Annotated in this window: 19 protein-coding genes and 4 tRNA genes; 10 read left to right on the top strand and 13 right to left on the bottom strand. The window is 65.2% G+C overall.

Annotation, left to right across the window (positions count from 1 at the left end; genetic code table 11):
• Positions 1-49: 49 nt before the first annotated feature.
• Positions 50-535 (bottom strand): SRPBCC family protein, encoded by a 486-nt coding sequence (locus ACZYW1_RS02125; protein WP_463782869.1) that lies wholly within the window; start codon positions 533-535, stop codon positions 50-52.
• Between ACZYW1_RS02125 and ACZYW1_RS02120 the strand changes: the two genes are divergently transcribed.
• Positions 452-982, top strand: a complete 531-nt coding sequence (locus ACZYW1_RS02120; RefSeq protein WP_463782866.1) for a DUF732 domain-containing protein — start codon at positions 452-454, stop codon at positions 980-982. The two genes, ACZYW1_RS02125 and ACZYW1_RS02120, sit on opposite strands and share 84 nt — an antisense overlap.
• Positions 983-1015: 33 nt before the next feature.
• The gene (locus ACZYW1_RS02115) at positions 1016-1363 is read left to right on the top strand and encodes a DUF732 domain-containing protein (RefSeq protein WP_463782865.1); all 348 of its coding nucleotides are present in this window, start codon (positions 1016-1018) and stop codon (positions 1361-1363) included.
• 58 nt (positions 1364-1421) lie between these two features.
• Here ACZYW1_RS02115 and ACZYW1_RS02110 read toward each other — a convergent pair whose 3' ends face one another.
• Complete coding sequence (locus tag ACZYW1_RS02110; RefSeq protein WP_463782863.1) at positions 1422-1724, bottom strand: hypothetical protein; 303 nt, start codon at positions 1722-1724, stop codon at positions 1422-1424.
• Between the two features lie 206 nt (positions 1725-1930).
• Between ACZYW1_RS02110 and ACZYW1_RS02105 the strand changes: the two genes are divergently transcribed.
• The gene (locus ACZYW1_RS02105; protein WP_463782862.1) at positions 1931-2230 is read left to right on the top strand and encodes a DUF732 domain-containing protein; all 300 of its coding nucleotides are present in this window, start codon (positions 1931-1933) and stop codon (positions 2228-2230) included.
• A gap of 4 nt (positions 2231-2234) precedes the next feature.
• Here the strand turns inward: ACZYW1_RS02105 and ACZYW1_RS02100 are convergent, their stop codons facing one another.
• The 4 genes from ACZYW1_RS02100 to ACZYW1_RS02085 all read right to left on the bottom strand — a co-directional run bounded on the left by ACZYW1_RS02100 (position 2235) and on the right by ACZYW1_RS02085 (position 6627).
• Complete coding sequence (locus ACZYW1_RS02100; protein ID WP_463782861.1) at positions 2235-3071, bottom strand: PE-PPE domain-containing protein; 837 nt, start codon at positions 3069-3071, stop codon at positions 2235-2237.
• 99 nt (positions 3072-3170) lie between these two features.
• Positions 3171-4001 carry a PE-PPE domain-containing protein gene (locus tag ACZYW1_RS02095; RefSeq protein WP_463782858.1) on the bottom strand — a complete coding sequence of 277 codons (831 nt, stop codon included), beginning with the start codon at positions 3999-4001 and terminating at the stop codon, positions 3171-3173.
• Positions 4002-4422: 421 nt separating this feature from the next.
• Complete coding sequence (locus ACZYW1_RS02090; protein WP_463782856.1) at positions 4423-5286, bottom strand: PE-PPE domain-containing protein; 864 nt, start codon at positions 5284-5286, stop codon at positions 4423-4425.
• Between the two features lie 441 nt (positions 5287-5727).
• Positions 5728-6627 (bottom strand): PE-PPE domain-containing protein, encoded by a 900-nt coding sequence (locus ACZYW1_RS02085; protein ID WP_463782853.1) that lies wholly within the window; start codon positions 6625-6627, stop codon positions 5728-5730.
• Between the two features lie 599 nt (positions 6628-7226).
• On the opposite strand from ACZYW1_RS02085, the gene ACZYW1_RS02080 reads away from it, so the two are divergent.
• Positions 7227-7439, top strand: coding sequence for a ribosome modulation factor (locus tag ACZYW1_RS02080; RefSeq protein ID WP_463782852.1), 213 nt, complete (start codon positions 7227-7229; stop codon positions 7437-7439).
• A 70-nt stretch (positions 7440-7509) separates the two neighbouring features.
• Positions 7510-7653 carry a hypothetical protein gene (locus ACZYW1_RS02075; RefSeq protein WP_463782850.1) on the top strand — a complete coding sequence of 48 codons (144 nt, stop codon included), beginning with the start codon at positions 7510-7512 and terminating at the stop codon, positions 7651-7653.
• A 63-nt stretch (positions 7654-7716) separates the two neighbouring features.
• Here ACZYW1_RS02075 and ACZYW1_RS02070 read toward each other — a convergent pair whose 3' ends face one another.
• The 7 genes from ACZYW1_RS02070 to ACZYW1_RS02040 all read right to left on the bottom strand — a co-directional run bounded on the left by ACZYW1_RS02070 (position 7717) and on the right by ACZYW1_RS02040 (position 10583).
• The gene (locus ACZYW1_RS02070) at positions 7717-7974 is read right to left on the bottom strand and encodes a hypothetical protein (protein WP_463782847.1); all 258 of its coding nucleotides are present in this window, start codon (positions 7972-7974) and stop codon (positions 7717-7719) included.
• A gap of 183 nt (positions 7975-8157) precedes the next feature.
• Positions 8158-9366, bottom strand: a complete 1209-nt coding sequence (locus ACZYW1_RS02065; RefSeq protein WP_463782846.1) for a hypothetical protein — start codon at positions 9364-9366, stop codon at positions 8158-8160.
• Between the two features lie 72 nt (positions 9367-9438).
• Positions 9439-9825 carry an integrase gene (locus ACZYW1_RS02060; protein WP_463782845.1) on the bottom strand — a complete coding sequence of 129 codons (387 nt, stop codon included), beginning with the start codon at positions 9823-9825 and terminating at the stop codon, positions 9439-9441.
• Between the two features lie 102 nt (positions 9826-9927).
• The gene (locus tag ACZYW1_RS02055) at positions 9928-10110 is read right to left on the bottom strand and encodes a hypothetical protein (protein WP_463782842.1); all 183 of its coding nucleotides are present in this window, start codon (positions 10108-10110) and stop codon (positions 9928-9930) included.
• Positions 10111-10325: 215 nt separating this feature from the next.
• Positions 10326-10397, bottom strand: a tRNA-Val gene (locus ACZYW1_RS02050).
• Between the two features lie 12 nt (positions 10398-10409).
• Positions 10410-10483: transfer RNA gene (locus tag ACZYW1_RS02045), tRNA-Cys, on the bottom strand.
• A gap of 27 nt (positions 10484-10510) precedes the next feature.
• Positions 10511-10583, bottom strand: a tRNA-Gly gene (locus ACZYW1_RS02040).
• 170 nt (positions 10584-10753) lie between these two features.
• On the opposite strand from ACZYW1_RS02040, the gene ACZYW1_RS02035 reads away from it, so the two are divergent.
• From ACZYW1_RS02035 to ACZYW1_RS02015, 5 genes are all read left to right on the top strand, one after another.
• A tRNA-Val gene (locus ACZYW1_RS02035) sits at positions 10754-10825 on the top strand.
• A 193-nt stretch (positions 10826-11018) separates the two neighbouring features.
• Positions 11019-13526 (top strand): SpoIIE family protein phosphatase, encoded by a 2508-nt coding sequence (locus ACZYW1_RS02030; RefSeq protein WP_463782841.1) that lies wholly within the window; start codon positions 11019-11021, stop codon positions 13524-13526.
• Positions 13526-13849 carry an STAS domain-containing protein gene (locus ACZYW1_RS02025; RefSeq protein ID WP_463782839.1) on the top strand — a complete coding sequence of 108 codons (324 nt, stop codon included), beginning with the start codon at positions 13526-13528 and terminating at the stop codon, positions 13847-13849. The genes ACZYW1_RS02030 and ACZYW1_RS02025 overlap by 1 nt, the downstream gene beginning before the upstream one ends.
• Positions 13850-14044: 195 nt before the next feature.
• Entirely contained in the window at positions 14045-14500 is a 456-nt protein-coding gene (locus ACZYW1_RS02020; RefSeq protein ID WP_463782837.1) for a lipoprotein LpqH, read from the top strand.
• An 80-nt stretch (positions 14501-14580) separates the two neighbouring features.
• Positions 14581-15717 carry an MAP_0585 family protein gene (locus ACZYW1_RS02015; RefSeq protein ID WP_463782836.1) on the top strand — a complete coding sequence of 379 codons (1137 nt, stop codon included), beginning with the start codon at positions 14581-14583 and terminating at the stop codon, positions 15715-15717.
• Positions 15718-15850 lie beyond the last annotated feature (133 nt).

Here is a 15850-nt window from a genome sequence, read left to right as displayed (position 1 = left end):
CACTAGGTTGACGACGTGAACACGTCAACTCTGTGTTGACGCGATGAGATCAGCCTTTCGGATATCCCCGCCGAACCGTACGGTCCAGGATGCCCAGCGATGCGCGTAGTGCATTCTCCGAAATGACTGGGAAAATGCCTGCCTCACGCCACTTTTCGTCGATATCGGACCAGTCGTAGAACGACGTGACGAGCGTGCCGTCGCCCTGCTCGTCGGGTTCGAGCCGGTATCCGTAGACGTGGCCGATCTGCGGGCGGATCTGACCCAGTACCGTCCAGGCGATCAGCTGATCCTTGTCGAAATCGCGGATCGTGACCGTGACGTCGTAGCGGCCGAGTTCCGGAAAGTCGTTGAGCGCCTCCCGATCCATGTGCACGACGAAACTGTCCCCGGCTGCGGCGACCGCTGCGCCGTCGGCGTCCTGCAGCATGCCGGAGGAGTCGATGGCGACATGACCCTGCGGATCGCAGAGCACGGCGAAGATGTCGGCTGGAGGGGCTTTGATGGTGCGCTGGACTTCGATTCGTTCGGCCATTTGTCCGATCTTGGCAGGGCTCCGCGGCCGATGGGGCAATTCGGTAATCGCGACAAAGGCGCCGGCGTGCGCGACGATGTATCGATGACGCGTCGGGTTGTGTGTGCAGTGGGGGCGGTCGTGCTGGGTCTGACTGCACTGGCGCAGGCAGGAACGGTCGGTGCCGACCCGGGTCTGGACGCGAGCTTTCTCGATGCGCTCACCAAGGCGGGCATCGTCATCAAAAGCGAGAGCGGCGCCATCAAGGCCGGCAAGTCGGCCTGCGGAATGATGGATGAAGGCCGGCCTCAGATCGACGTGGTCGAACGTGTGGCTGGGCAGAACCCCGGTCTGGACACCAATCGAGCCGCGCAGTTCACGGCGATCGCCGCGAGTGCGTATTGCCCGCAGCACCTGCACGCCGCCGGACCGTCTGCGCCGAATCCCGCCGGTGCGCCCGCAGGTTGAGTGTCGCGGCGCCGGGTGGGCGATGATGGACTGATGAGACGTCTGATCGTCGCGTTCGGCATTGCGGTGGCACTGGGCGCCTCCGTGTCGGCCCAGGCTGAACCGAATGTCGACGCGAGTTTTGTCGACGCGCTGACCAAGGCGGGCATCGGCTTCAACGATCCGCACAACGCCGTCGACGCGGCCAAGACGGCATGCGGCCTGCTGGATCAGGGCAAGTCGCAGCTGGAAGTCGTTCAGCTTGTGGTGCAACAGAATTCGGCGATCAACACTGACAAGGCCGCCAAGTTCACCGCGATCGCCGCGAGTGCGTATTGCCCGCGCTATCTGCAGCGGGTGAACACTGGCCAGTCTCCGCCCGACGGGGGTCCACAGTCCTGAGCACCCTGCAGCCGAGTCTTCGTCGCGGGCTAGCGGCGGGTGGTCCGTTCGCGCGAGATCAGATCCCGGCCCAATACCAACGTTGGGCGCCTTCGTCCCATCGGGGCTGCATCTTCTGCGCCCACGGCGGCGGGGGAGGCGGCGGCGGTACATCGACCGGTGCGTACGGCGGCGCGTAAGCGGGCCGCACCGCGTACCAGCTTGGTGGCGCCGGCTGCGGATGGCACTCCCCGGTGAACGCGTTGCGCGACCAATTCGGGTCGCAGGCCGCCGTACTGACAGCGGACGTCGCCAGCGCCGCGGCGGCCAGCGGCACGGAGGCAACCACCAAGGTGCTGGTCAGGCGGCGAAAAAATCGCATCATCGCAGGCCTCTCGGTGAACCCACCGCCCAGTTCCGGGCGTGCCTCAGCTTAGGCCTTCGACGCCGCCACTTCCTCGGATTGGTCGGCCCGCGGTGAGCTCGATCACCTTTGCGCCGAATCGGGCAGCGATCTGGGTAAAGGCGCGTTGGTAGACGGCAACGGCCACTATTCAAAAACGGTGACCTCGAGACAGCGAGGGTGACATGAGTCGGAACAACAACACCAACGGGCAGAGCCTGATTCGTTCATCCTTTCTGGCAGCCGGAGCCGCGATGATCGCGGCGCTCACGCTCGCCGCGCCTGCGCAGGCTGCTTCCGTCGACTCTCGCTACGACATCTGCGCAGCACTGCGCGGTGGCACCAGTCTCGCCGCGATCGAGACCACGCTCGAGGCTCGCGGCTACAACGCGACCAACGCCGGCGTCCTGACCGGCACCACGATCCGCCAACACTGCCCAGACCAGACCGCCAATGCGGTTGCCCAGGCGCAGATAGCAGGCTGACGGCTCAGCCGCCGACTTGTTGGTCCGTCGAGTCGGCCAGTTGCTGGGGTGTCGGGACGGGTCGGTCGTAGGCGCTGTCAATGAGCGGACGTTGCTGGGCGTCCAGTTGATCGGCCTTCGCGCTGTTGCCGAGCAACCGCAGCGGCTTGTTGATCGGCAGATGCTGGGTAGGGATCAGAACGGCGGTGATGTTGCCACGGGACGCCGTGACGTTGGCAACGTCGTCGATGCGGGCGTCGACGTAATCGTGAAGGGTGGCCGCACCCAGTTCCGCGTTGTGCATGGCGAGATCGAAGTGGGGCGACGCTTTGCGCGTTGGTTTGTCGCTCCACCCGTCGTACTCGCGGACTACAAACGTGACCGGATTGGCGATGTCGGGCGGAATGCCCTGATGATGGGCCACCAGCTCGTCGTTACGAGCGAAAGTGTCGCCCAGCAGAACGAATCGCACGCCGGGCGGTGGTGTGTGTTTCGCGAGATAAAGCGAGATCACCTGCGACCCGAGGCTGAAGCCGAGCACGGTGTCGCCCGCGTGCAGCGGCGCCTTGTCGATCGCGGTCACTCCCTCGTCGTTGTGCAAGCCGTCGGCGGGGTAGTGCACCTTGACGCAGGGGCACATCGAGCCACCGAGCTGGCGTTGTGTGACGGTCATCGACAGTCCGGCGATGCTGTCGAAGTCGAACGGTTCGACCGTGTAAGTGACGCCACCCCGCGCGGCGCCGGGACGGGCTTTCGACGGCTGGTGTTTCCCGACTGTCGAGCAGCCCGCGACGCCTAGCAGAATCGCGACCATCGCCGTGCCGGCCCGGAAACGGACACGCTGTGATGTGAACAGCGGCATGGAGACGACGTTACCGAGGGTGCGCAGGGCCGAGTGGCGGAAGTATCGCGCTTCACCCCGCACGCTCGGCCGTCAGCGCCGCGCCTCAGACTGTCGTCATCACTGCCCGAACCACACGTTGAACAACGCGTCGATCAGCTCGGGCCACGTGAGGGTCGGGATCTCGTGAATAGTCGTCATTCCATCGACTATCGTAGAGGCCGAGCCGATTTGCTCTTCGGTCAAGCCGAGATAGACCTCGTGAAGCGCGAAGCCCATCAGGATGTCCTGCCAGTTTGACCCCAGCGTGAACGGTTGCGCCCAGACGTCACCGTCGATGTTGAAGATCTCCGTCGGGTACAGGTCGTCCGGAACGCCCAGCGGGTTCGCGCCGAGCATGATGAACCGCAATGCGTCGTCGGGAACTTTCATGGCGTCGAGATCACGTTGGGCAAGAGCCGCGATCGCAGCGCTCTGCGAGTACGTGAAAATCGTCAGCGGGTCGCTGCAGATGCCGGCGGCGTTGCAGCCCATCTCGCCAGCGTTGTACTGCTCCATGATCGCGTTGACGAGTTCGTCCTTGCCATCCTGCACGCTCGGAAAGAAGTCGAACGTCTGCGGCGTGGTCAATCCCACCAATGACGATGCGTTGCCCTCATACCCGTTGGGGTAGATGTACAACGAAGCCGCCTCGTTGATGTAACTAGCAGTCGGCGTCGGCATTCCGGTAGCGCCCAGAATCAGCGCGTTTGTCGAGCCATCCAGGAAGTCGCCTTCGGCTGCGCCGCCTGTCGAGGCCGCCCCGGCTGCGCTGTTGCTCGGGCCCAGCAGCCAATCGGTGATGGTGCCGGCGGCAGCGTTCCAGAAGTCGCTGTTGGAGTCGGCGTCTGCCGGACTGGCGAACGCGATAGCGGCACTGCACAGCGCTGCCCCGAGAATCACTTTCTTCATTGGTTTTCCCCCTCGTATTCGTATTCAGAACTGACGTCGCCAAGCCGTCCCCGTTAGGCGGGCAACTGCGCTGTTCTTCCCCCGGTGACCGATGATGAGAATCTCTCAGTCGCAATTAAGGTATCGCTCAAAGTTCGTCCGAGATGTCGGAATGGGATCAAACGTTTATGCCTTTTTTCGGCAGTTATTGATGCCATTTGAAGGATTACGAGTGCATTCACCTACACTCGTCGGGCCAGTGCGCGCCTTCGGATCTCTCTAGGCAGTCGCAGGCCGCGCCGATAGACCCAAAGTATTAACTAATCCCGCCCCAGGAGCGGCCTGCTGTCGTCGGCCAATACGATGCGCGCGTCGTCGCACGTATGCGGACGCTGTCCAGGCCGGAACAAATGGCTGACCCGGCCGTTCCGGCGTGTGCCACTCAACTGGTAGAAAACGACCCCGCGGCCGCCGCGCTGAGAAGGGCGTCCCACAGCTCCATGGACGTCAGCGTCGGAATTTCGTGAATCGTGGTCAGGCCTTCAACCGTCGTCGTCGCTGAATCGAGTTCCGCTTGCGTCAGTCCCAGGTAGGCCTCGTGGAGCTCCGCTCCGAAGATGACGTCCTGCCACGATGTGCCTAGGACGCCGGGCTCGGCGTATGTGTCGCCGTGAATGTTGTAGATCTCGGTGGGGAACAGGTCACTGGGTACGCCGGTGGGGTTGGCGCCGAGCATGACGAATCTCAATGCATCTTCGGGGATCTTGTCGTCGCTGAGTTGCTGTTCGGCCAGGGCGGCGACTGCGCTGCTCTGGGAGTAGGTGAAGATCGTCAGCGGATCGCTGCACACACCGGAGGCGTCGCAGCCCATGTCGCCGGCGTTGTACTGCGCTTGAATCGCATCGATGAGGATCGCTTCGCCCTGCGGCACGCTTGTCTCGAAGTCGTTGGTTTCCGGGGTGGTCAGGGCGAGCGTCGTCGCGGCGGTACCTTCGTATCCGTTCGGGTAGAGATACAGGTTTTCGGCATCGGTGACGTACGCCGAATTCGGCGTGGGAATGCCGGTAGGGCCGAGGATGAGCGCGTGATTCGAGGTCGCCAGGAAATCGGTGCCGTCGTCGGCGGTGCCGAAATCAGGCGCGACGGCGCTTGCCACGCTGGGCCCGGTCAGGCCGGACATCCAGTCGTCGACAGTGTTGGTCACACTGGCGAGCCAGTCGCTGCCGGTATCGGCGTCGGCGACGCCAGCAAATCCGGCGGCGCCGCCGTACAGCGTGGCACCACAGATCGCAGCGCTAAGAATCATTGTTCTCATTGATTCCCCCGTGGTGACGAGCAGACAAAACGCTGTCGCATGAGAAGTGCGTTTACCGGCCGAAATCTCCACTGCGGGAGCCGAAGCAGCAAACTCGGACTAATTAAGTTAACGCTTTTTTCAGGTGAAAGTACACAGTAATTCACATCAAACTCAATTATTTTTCTGATGTTGAATTGGTACTTCCGAGATGCAACGAGTGCTCTCGCAAATCTTTTTCCCCGCCGGCCTGATAGCTGAGGTCGCTCCCTCGAAACCGGAAACAAAGAAGGTAAGTCCGACAAATTGGAGCTTGCATCTCGTTTTACGGACCCTCGAAAGAAAACCGCTGGTGCTGCATTCGCGCGCGGAGCATGCGCTCCGTCTCAGCGGTTCCCCGTCGCGCTATACCGGGTGGTCCTTCGGGGAGGCCGCCGGGCCGGGTATCCGGTCCTAGCTGGCCCCGGCGCCGAAGGCGTCGATCAACGCATCCCAGAATGCCGCGCCAGTGAGCGTCGGAATTTCGTGGAGGGTTGTCATTCCGTCGGCAACGGTGGAGGCCGAGGCAATTTCGGCCGGCGACAACCCGAGGTATACCTCGTGCAAGGCCAAGCCTGTGAGCAGGTCCTGCCAGCTTGTGCCCAGCGAACCGGGCTCGGCCCAGGTGTCACCGTTGATGTCGTAGATCTCCGTGGGGAAGAGGTCGTTGGGAACGCCGAGAGGGTTTGCGCCGAGCATGACGAACCTGAGCGCGTCGTCGGGGATCTTGTCGGCGGAAAGTTGCTGCTCCGCCAAGCCGGCGATCAGGCTGCTCTGCGAGTACGTGAAAATGGTCAGCGGATCACTGCAGATGCCGGCAGCGTTGCAGCCCATGTCACCGGCGTTGTAGTCGGCGACAATGGTGTTGATCAGAATTTGCTCGCCCTGTGAGACGCTCGAATCGAAGCTGAATGTCTCCGGGGTGGTCAAAGCTAGGGCGGAGGCGGCGTTGCCGTCGTATCCATTTGGCTCGAGGTACAGGTTCAATGCGTCACTGACATAGTTGGCGCTCGGCGTCGATACGCCGGTGGCGCCGAGGACTAGTGCGTGGGTCGAGCCCGACAGGAATTCGGTACCGTCGTCGCCGCCGGTCGGGACTGGCAAAGACCCGCTGCCCTGGGTGAATAGGTTTTCCAGGGCAATCAGATCCGTCAGCCAATTGCTGGTGCTGCTGGCCGCACTGACTTGGGAAAACCAGTTCTCGATAGCGGTCAAGCCGGACAACCAGTCATTGCTGCTGCTATCGGCATTCGCCGTACCGGAAAACGCCACAGCGGCCCAGCAGAGTGCGGCGCCGAGAAGAGTTTTTTTCATCAGTTCCCCCTAAGTGAAAATCGCTCGTGATCGAGCCGAGATGTCCACCCGGCGGTGTGCCGCCGTTGTCTGGCCAAGTCCCCCAAGATCAGACGCGTGCCCTCAGGCTTCGCTTAGTTATAGCTCACAAATACTTCCTACATACTGAACTCAAATAAACTTTAGGGATTGTTTTTGATGCGATTTGATTCGAAAAGAACCATTTACTGCCTAAAACCTGGGATTTTCCCTGTGCCTATGACGGTCGGGTCCGCCAAGCCGGAATAAGGCTCCTGAGGGCCGGACTTGTTTCCGCAAAGTGGCGTGTCTAGCAGACCTGACCATGCCGTTGCGCACCGTTCGGAAGCGATTCGTGGAGCCTCGCTCGAGGCCCGCAGGTGGGGTTCGGTCAATGAGTCGTAGGTCTGAACGGCAGTGGGCCAGAGAAGCCGATCAGCCCGCCGGTCCCCGGTTATCTACTGGTTGCAACAAAGGTAAAAAGAATTGGCGGATTGCACAGGGGGCGGAGAGTCATCTTGCCGAGGAGGCGGGTGGTGTAGCGCTGCATTCGACGGCGTGGGATCCGTCGCTTCGGTTCTCCGCGCCTTCATGCTTGGAAGATGACGAAGCGAGCGGAATACGTCTACGCGCTGTACGAGGGTTCACTCGCTGAGCCCGGTGACCCCAATCCCTATGCGGGACGATCGTTGGTCCTGGCCAAGCTGTGGTTGCGCGGGTATCAACGCATGCTGCGGGTGCGAATCGACACTGGGCCGGCTATGCAGAGGTACCGGGCTGCGCGGGACGCGGCGGAGCGTCACGGGGACGACTGAACTCCGCTCGCTCCCGGCCGACCGATCGCGACGCAGTGTTCGGAATGCTCAGGCTCGGGTACACCGTGGCATGAGCACACCAGCAGACGGCGCCGACCAGACGGACAACGACGTGCGGCGCACCGAAGAGGTCATCGAGCAAGGGGCCGAACAGGACCAAGAGCTACCAACCGAGACCAAGCCCGCCGGCCCGCTGCCTGACTTCAACACCTGAGGCCATTCGTGCGGGTTTGGTCAACCTGTGCCTAGGTAGCCGTCTGGCTCGGGTCGCGCTGACTCAGTTGTTGCCGGAGCGCGGTGTTTTGGCCGGTGGTGATTGCCCCATCTTTCCGCCGCCGCCGATCGATTTCTGACCACCACCCGCCGTGCCGCCGCCGGGTTGATTGTCTTGACCTTGCGGCCCCGTCCCTGAACCGCAGCTTTGACACGGTTGGTCCGGATCCGCGTACGCTGACGGCACTTCAGCCGTCGGCAACACGAAAAGCGTTGCGACCGTGAGCGTTGCGGTAATCAGGCGTTTACGCGCAGACTTCATGTCGACCTCCAAAGATTTCGGACGGTCGCATACGCTGCCTTTGCCGAAAGACTTCGGCCGTCGTTAATCACGTACCCGTAGCGAGTGGGCTCAAACGACGACAGAGCAGGTGTTACCCACCATTAATGAACGGTCCGGGGCCGATCTCGTCATCACGTGCGCTGTCACGCTTGGCGGGAAACGCTAGTCGTCGTCGAGGTTGAGCTCATCCCTCAGCTGACTTGCGGGAACGGTGTCGCCGGTGCGCAGCAGCGCGCTGAGTTCGTCCTCGATGAGGTGGTCGGTGGTGAGTCGGATGATGCGCGCCGGTACACCTTCGACGAGTGCGGCGTTCACAGCGTCGACGAGCTGCCTGGCCGCTTTCGACAGCGGCTCGAGGTTGTAGACACGAACGGTTGGGTCGTTGGGGTCGAGGCCGTCGAGCCAGCGTTCGACTGCCTCGGCCTCGCCGTCATCAACGTCGCGGGCGATCTGCTCGTCGAGCTCGAGCGCGCGGGCCTCGGTCAGCGGCTGGCCCTGGTAGTTCAGGCCGAGGTCGTCTAGGTTGGCGTCCTCGATGGTGTCGTCGTCGCCGATGACGTAATCGGCGGCGTCCCTCTCGCTCATGGGCTCAACTGTAGGCACTACGACTTGCTGGTCGCGGCTTCGACTGCAATGTCGTAAGCAGATTGACCATCGCGGAGCAGGTGACAAGAAAGTATTGGCAAGCTCGGGCGTCGCGGGCACGCTGTCGGGGCTGTCGGCGTGCCGGATGCCGCCGCTGGCGCTGTTGAAGCCGTAAATAGCTTTCCAGACCTTCAACAGGGCCGGGTGCATCGGCGTGCTGGGCTGCTTGGCGATCTCGTCAAGCGCAACGCCTAGCACGGCCGACGGTTTGCCCGCCGCATCGCGCGCGGCCGCCTCAACCGCGGAGATCGACTCCTTGATCGAATTGGCGTAAGCCCTGGTGGCGAATCTGTGGCGCAGCTTGTGCATTGTCCAGCCGTCCGGCAGCGCGGCGGCGACCAGCCTTCCGACGTGCTCCGGCGTGAGGTGCCCGTCGGACGGCAACGCCGGGAAGAACCAGCCCGCGGCCGGCAGGTAAGGCGTGTGGCCGGCGGCACCGGCGCGCACGACGCCAGCGAGCTGCTCGCTGATCGGCACGACGAGCACCTTGCCGCCCCTGCCGCGCACCACGAGCTGCGGGCCGCCGCAGCCCTCGACGATGTCGCGCGTATGCACTTGGGCGACCTCGGCGCGGCGCAGCCCGGCTTCGGCCGCCAGCCGCATCGTCAGGCCGACTCTGGCATCGGCGGTCGAATTGGCCTGCCGCCAAACGTCATCGGGCACCGGCCGCGCAGCCGCGGCCGGCACCCGCACCGAGGGCAGCTCGTCACCGAGGTAGGCCGGCACCCGGCCGCCGCGGTAGGCCCAGGCGAGGAATCCGCGGGCGGTGCTGCGGTAGCCGCGCCGGGTCTCGGGTTTCTAGTCCTGCCGGCCGAGCCATGCGATGAGTTGCTCGGCGGTGACCTCGGCGGGCGGGCGGCCGAGCGCACGGCCGATGCGCGCCAATGCCTGCCGCCGGGCCTCGACCGTTCGAGGGCTCTGCCCGGCCGCGGCCAGGTGCAGGCAGTAGTCATCGACCATGCCCGCCCAGGCCGCCGGCATCGTCGCTGGCGCCGGCCCCGACTGCCGGCCGACGTATCGCTCGATGAGGTACGCCTCGACGGAGGCCAGGCCGACAGCGAGTACCTGGCCCTCGGCGTCGCGGAGCTCGACGACGCCGCGGCGCTGCGCGGTGCGCAGCCCGAGGGCCGCGGCCTGCCGGGCGCGCGATCCGCGCCCGACTCTCGAGGGTGGCGCGCACTCCAACGCCGCGAGGACGTCGGCCGCGTTGAGGATCGCGCCGGCGAGCTGGCAGGCCGCCGCGGAGCTGGCGAGCTCAAGATCTGGGGAGTCGGCTTACACGAGCAGCTAACGGTCGAATGAGCCGTCGAGGAGCTGCTGTCCGACGACGGCGACCTGCACGCCGTGCACGTCGTAGCGCGCCCAGGTGAGGTTTCGGCGGCAGTCGTCGGGGTGGCTGCAGCCGCCGAGGTCGAACCACGGCTCAGCGGCGGCGCCGGCGGGGATAGGCAAAACAGGAATTTTCTTCATCGCCGGTGACCGTAGATCGGTGAAAAACACTGGTAAATAGCATTTTTGAAACTAGGCGCTGTGCGCCGAAACTAGTCTCTCAGCGCCTAGCTGAGGCGCGCAGCGGGTCGCCGGCCGACATTTTGACCCGTCGGGCTCGACGACAGGATTTGGGCACGTATTGGGCACAAAACACGAAAGGCCCGGGTTTACCGGGCCTGACCTGCTAGAACTTGTGCGCGATACTGGGATTGAACCAGTGACCTCTTCCGTGTCAGGGAAGCGCTCTCCCGCTGAGCTAATCGCGCCGGGAACAAAACTGGAGGTGGAGACGGGAATCGAACCCGTGTGCACGGCTTTGCAGGCCGTTGCCTCACCACTCGGCCACTCCACCGCTGGATTGATGCCTTACGCACCTTCGAGCGGATGACGGGATTCGAACCCGCGACCCTCACCTTGGCAAGGTGATGCGCTACCAACTGCGCTACATCCGCGCGCCACGGACGACATCGTCGCCCGGTGCGAAGCACGACGATAGTCCACCTGAGCGGGACCGCACAAATTCCTCAGTACCGATGGGCGCGCCGTGATTTGACCGCAGCAGCACCTTCGGCCCGGATGCCGGCCCGTGTTAACCTTCGACGTCGTTCGCCTCTTGGTATACGGTCTCGTAGCTCAGTGGAAGAGCGCCCGCCTCACACGCGGGAGGTCGCTGGTTCGAACCCAGCCGGGACCACCGTTAACTGCTAACCCATTCGTATCGTCGACCGCGCCCGCCGCGTCGGGCTTCGGCGACGTCGAGAGGGAATGCGTTACGAACGAGCCGTCAGCAACCACGGTGACCGGAATTACCAGGTAATTAAGGTTGGCGAACATGTACTTCGTGGAGACGAGCGCCGTGACCGGGTCGGCGTCAGCCGGTGCCCGCGATGGTTGATCAGACCAGCGAGCTGCGGGCGGCACGAGACCACATCGAGCAATTGGTCCAGGCGATCGTGGCGATCGGTTCCGACCTCGATCTGCACGGCACCTTGCAGCGCATCGTCAAAGCCGCGATGGAGCTGACTGACGCCCGGATCGGGGCGCTCGGTGTTCGCAGGCCCGAAGGCGGTATCGGTTCATTCATCCATGCCGGTCTCGACGCGGACGCCGCGCGCCTGTTCGCCGACCTGCCGATCGGCGACGGGCTGCGGGTCGACGACATCGCCGCTGATCCGCGGGCATCTGCCTGGAATCTCGGAACCCTTCCGGTCCGGACCCTGCTCGCGATTCCGATCACGGTCCGCGGCGCTGATTTCGGCAACCTGTACCTCGCGGACGATCAGCCCGGGCACGCGTTCTCGGATTTCGAGGATCGCGCGGTGCGGGCGCTCGCGTCCGCAGCCGCCGTCGCCATCGACAACGCACGCCTCTTCGAGCGGGAGCGCGAAACAGCAAAGTGGACGACGGCGAGTCGTGAGATCACCACCGCGCTGCTGTCCGGCGACCCGCAGACCGGGCCCTTGCAGCTCATCGTGAACCGCGCGCTCGAACTCGCCGGAGCCGAGCAGGCGATCCTCCTGGTCCCACGCGAGTCCGACGTCCCCGTCGCGGAGATCGACACCTTGGTCGTCGCCGCCACCGCGGGCCGGTACACCTCGGAAGTGATCGGTCAGCAGGTCCCGATGGATCGCTCGACTACCGGCGGTGTGGCGCGCAGCGGTATCCCGCTGATCACCGACTCCTTCCAGTACCCGATCGAAGGCTTCACCGATGTGGGCGAGCGGCCGGCGATCGTCATCCCGCTGATCGCGGACGAGGCGGCGCTCGGCGTCATCGCGGTCGCGCGGAATCCGCAGCAGCCGCCGTTCGGCACCGACTACCTCGAGCTCGTCAGCGACTTCGCCCGGCACGCCGCAATCGCGTTGGCGCTCGCGGCAGGTCGTGAGCACGCGCTCAACCGTCAACTGTCCGAAGCGGACACGGTCGACGACGCACTCCGCGGCGCCACTGAGGAACTGCGCCGCCTGTGGCGGGCCCGTCGCGTGCTGGCGGCGACATTTCCCAGTCAGCGTCACGCGTCAGTCCGTTCCGCTGAATACGTCGACATGGTGTCGGTGGGTGAGGCCGCCCGTTGGGACGAACTTTCCGATCACCTGCGGCGGACGCTGTGTTCGTTGCGGGACGGCGACCTGCTCAGGCCCTACACCGCGGAGCCCGGAGCGGCCGGCATCGCGCTGCAACATCCCGATGGGGTGCTCGTCGTCTGGATTGATCTGGCCGAACAGCGCCTGTTCACGCTCGAGGATCAGACCCTGCTGACCATGCAAGCCGGTCGGCTCGGCCAGGGTCTGCAGCGGGTGCATCAATTCGACCAGCAGCGCGAAACCGCACTGGCGCTACAACACGCCATCCTCGGCCCGGCCCGTCTCCCGCAAGGTTTCGCGGTGCGCTACCAAGCCGCCAGCCGGCCCTTGCAGGTCGGCGGCGACTGGTACGACATCGTCGATCTGGAAGACGGACGGATCGGGCTCATCGTCGGCGACTGCGTCGGGCACGGCCTCGCGGCGGCAACGGTCATGGGCCAACTACGCAGCGCATGCCGTGCGCTGCTGCTCGAACGGCCCAGTCCCCGTCTGGCTCTCGCGGGTCTGGACCGCTTCGCCGCCCGTCTGCCCGGCGCTCTCTGCACCACGGCCGTATGCGCGGTGCTGCACCGTGAGAGCGGTGAATTGGTCTACTCCAGTGCCGGACACCCGCCCCCCATTGTGATGCACGCGGACGGCACAACTCAGATCCTCGAGGACGGGCGCACCATTCCCATCGGAATGCGACCCGATCGGGCTCGGCCGGAAGCCCGGATCATCCTTCCGGCGCGCAGCGTATTGCTTTTCTACACGGACGGCCTGGTCGAGCGTCGGCGCAGCTCCCTGGACGACGGGATCGACCGCGTCTGCTCACTGCTGCGTGACGGCCGCGACGGCGATCTGGAGCAGCTGGCGAATCAGATCATGGTCGGGCTCGCACCGAGCGGTGGTTACCAGGACGACGTCGCCCTCCTGATGTATCGCAACCCCGGGCCGCTGGAGATCGCGTTTCCGGCTGACCCGACCCGCCTCGCCGGTGTCCGCGCCGCGTTGCGTGACTGGTTACGCCAAGCTGCGTTGGATCCGGACCAGATCGATGCGGTTCTCGTCGCGGCCGGAGAGGCGGTGTCCAACGCAATCGAGCATGGTCACCGAGACACCCCTACCGGGTCAATCACGTTGCGCGCGAACGCAGCTGCGGCCGAGATATCCCTCACGATCACCGACACGGGTTCGTGGAAGCCGCCGCTGGAGGCGACTAAGTCTTACCGGGGCCGAGGCATCTCGCTGATGCGGGCGTTGATGCAGGACGTTCGGATCGATCCCGAAAGTGACGGAACCACAGTGCATTTGACTGCGAGGATTGTCTGATGTCGGCAACGTTGACTCTCGATACAGCCCGCTCCGCCGAGGGAGACCTCGTGCTGACGGCGACGGGGGAGATCGATTTGAGCACGGTGGAACCGTTTGCCGAGGCTCTCGGCAGGGCCGTCACCGAGGCCGCTGGTGGCGGCAAGGTGGTCGTTGATCTCAGCGGCGTTGAATACCTCGACAGCGCCGGCGTCACCGTCCTCTTTCCACATGCCGAAAACATCCGTGTCATAGCTCACCCATTTCTGGTGCGCGTCTTCGACATCAGCGGTTTCACCGACTTGGCAACCGTGGATCCCGCGCCGCGCCGGAGTGGTGGCTGAAGCCGCCAACCGGTCCCGCGCGCGTTTAGCCGCGCCCTCCGGGGGTAGCTACTGATGGCAGCGCAGCGCACCCTGGTGTCGCAGCGCTGAGCGTAGGGTTCGGGTGAGCAGAGTCATTGCAGGGCAACGCGGCACCGGATGTCTCATCAGGCGACATCCACTCGGGTGCCGATCGCGAAGTGCGGAGGGAATCCAGTGGCAAAGGGGATTGTGGTCGGTTTTGTGGCCGCGGCGGCCGTCGCATCCGGGCTGGTCGGCTGTTCGAGCAACAAGTCCGACAACAACGCGACCGGAGGCGCGCCGGCACCGGGTGGCAACAAGGTCGTCGTCGACGGCCAGTCTCAAAACGTCAACGGGCCGGTCAGCTGCACCCAAGTGAACGGCAACCTCAGCATCGGGATCGGTGATCCGTCGACGGGGGTCGGCGCAGTGGTCAGCAACGCCGACCCGCCCGCCGTGCAGGCGGTCGGCCTGGGCAATCTGACCGGTGTCACGCTCGGTTACTCGGCCGGCGCACCGAATCAGGGCAACGCCCAGGCCACCAAGAACGGCAACTCCTACACGATCAAAGGCACCGCCACCGGTGTCGATGCGGCCAATCCTCAACAGGCGCTGAGCAAGTCGTTCGAGATAGACGCGACGTGCCCCTAGGTCCCGCGCGATCGAGGCAACGGCCTCACGCCGCTGTACGTCAAGCTCGGAAGGAACCGACAGGTATGTATGTGAAGCGAATGGCGGGAGTGGCCTTCGCGGCAGCCCTCGGCTTCTCGGAACTGACGATCGGTGTCGGCCTCGCCGGCGCCGCGCCCCTCAAGACTGATCCGGCCTGCATTCATTGCGGTCCCATCGCGCAGGATCCCCCCGGCGGTCCGGGTGGGCCTGGCGGCCCTGGGCCCGGCCCCGGTCCTGGACCGGGCGGGGGCGGCGGTGGTGGCGGCGGCGGCTCGCGCGGCCCTGGTGGGCCCGGCGGGGGTGGCCCCGGTGGCCCGGGCGGAGGTGGTCCCGGGGGACCGGGCGGTCCAGGTGGCTCACGTGGTCCCGGTGGCCCGGGAGGTGCCGGCCCGGGTGGGCCCGGCGGTCCGGGTGGACAGAACGGACCCGGCGGTCCCGGCGGACAGAACGGACCCGGTGGTCCCAACGGAGGACGTGGACCGGGTGGGCCCGGCGGTCCCGGCGGCCAGAACGGACCTGGCGGTCCCGGTGGGCAGAACGGGCCCGGCGGCCCGGGTGGGCCTGGCGGACCGAACAACGGCCCGGGTGGACCTGGTGGGCCGAACAACGGCCCGGGTGGGCCCGGTGGCCCCAACAACGGCCCCGGTGGACCGAACAACGGCCCGGGTGGTCGTGGCGGTCCTGGCGGCCCGAATGGTCCTGGCGGCCCGAACGGTCCCGGTGGACCGAACAACGGCCCCGGTGGTCCGGGCGGATTTGGACGCGGACCGGGTGGACCCGGTGGACCGAACAACGGTCCGGGCGGCCCGGCGGGTCCGCCGTACGTCCAGCGCGGTTTCTACGACCGCGGCGGTCCCGAGTGGGGTGGCCCGCGTGACGCGCCGCACGGCTTCAGCGCCCCTAATCGCGGCGCACCGCCACCACCGCGGCAAAACGGATTCGGATGGAACGGTGGGCCTCCACCGGGGGCTCCGCCGCTGAACTGGGACGGCCCCCCGCCTCCCGGGGGGTGGAACGGACCGCCTCCTCCTGGAGGATGGAACCCTCGCTGGAATGGGCCGGCACGCGACATCGGTTTGGCCCAGCGCGATTTCGGCCGCTTCAACTACGGCGGCTATAACGCCATACCGGTCTTCAACCCGATCTTCGGTGGATGGGGATTCTGGTACTTCGGCATTTGGATTCCGCTGTACTGAGCTGAGTCAGGCCTCGCCCCGACTGGCCTCCTGCCTTCGTCGCCTCTGCGACCCATGCCCGGAGGTCGGTCGGGCGAGTCGTGGCCGGCGGGGCCGCGCCACGCGCCGGAAAAGAATGCGTCCTTCGCCATTC

This window comes from Mycobacterium sp. IDUB_36 (assembly GCF_055419225.1).
Note: the sequence above shows the minus strand (reverse complement) of the source record. Positions and strands in the feature narration are given on the sequence as shown.